The 1,116-nt window shown below is 39.8% G+C and carries 1 protein-coding gene; it reads right to left on the bottom strand.

Annotated elements, in window-relative coordinates:
• Positions 1-310 precede the first annotated feature (310 nt).
• Entirely contained in the window at positions 311-853 is a 543-nt protein-coding gene (locus ACFPOF_RS23745; RefSeq protein WP_378137356.1) for a hypothetical protein, read from the bottom strand.
• Between the last annotated feature and the right edge of the window lie 263 nt (positions 854-1,116).

The raw sequence follows: 1,116 nt of genomic DNA, 5'->3' as shown, positions 1-1,116 counted from the left end.
ATTCATGATATTTAATCTCTTCAGATCTTGCTTGAATAAAATTATTCATTGGTCACCTGGCTTAAAGTTTTTTACGCACTTGGGTGGTTTCAGCTAACGTTCATGTGTTCACGACGTCCCACCGACTTAAGGCGACGAAGTCGCCGGGCGCGACGCGCTTAGTCGGTGCGGATGTGTCCGGCTGAATCCTCTTCCCTGCTACTGCCAATTACTTCTTCGAACCTTCATCTAACTCCTGCCGGACCGAGGGGTGAATGCCCCGAAGCGTGAACATGGTGTTATCAGATGTCGGCATCTTCATTGGAAAGTCTCACAATTTAATTAGTGTATTTACTTTTGTTGAAAAGCTATTCCAGTCGCTACTATATCCAATATTCATTCCCCACCCAACTGACTTTAACTTTTCTCCTAAATGAATCAATTCATTAATGCTATTTTGGTCAAGCTTTGTGTTTGGAAATCCTGAATAGATTGGAAATTTTGATATGAAATTATGAAGCTTCCATAAGTCATTTTCTTGTGACTTTGACATTATCCCCATATCATTTCCTGTAATCATTAAGTAATTTATGCTTTCTCTTACATCTTCAATCTTCTCAATTACTGTATTCTCTTCTTTCCAATTATTCTTTATTTGATAATCAATCGAACTTCCTAATTGGACCAATTCGTTTTGTAACTCAAAGCATAGGTTGGAATATGAGCTTTTTAAGTGGTTTGTCTTCAAAACAAAATAAGTAACCATGATTACATTAATCATAATAGAAAGAAGGAATATAATCTTAAACCGTTTCATTTTGTCTCCTTTGTTTTTAGTCTTTATGCCGATTTCTGATAACGTTAATGTGTTCACGACGTCCCACCACCTTAAGCCCGAAGGGCGGCCGCGATGCGGTTAGGTGGTGCGGATGTGTCCGGCTGAAGTCGCTTCTCTGCTACTGCCAATTGCATCTTCGAATCCACATCTAACTTCTGCCGGACCGAGGGCCGAATGGCCCGAAGCGTGAACATGGTGTTATCTGATGCCGGTGCCTTCTTGAGTTACTTACAAATACTTATTCTCTTATTCAAACATTTAATTAAAAAACGGTTGCGATTAGGCAACCGTGTTCTTTT

Origin of the sequence: Cohnella soli (assembly GCF_042655525.1) — a bacterium.
GTDB classification, from domain to species: Bacteria; Bacillota; Bacilli; order Paenibacillales; family Paenibacillaceae; genus Cohnella; species Cohnella soli.
The sequence above is the reverse complement of the archived record's forward strand: the minus strand, read 5'-3'. Positions and strand labels throughout refer to the sequence as shown.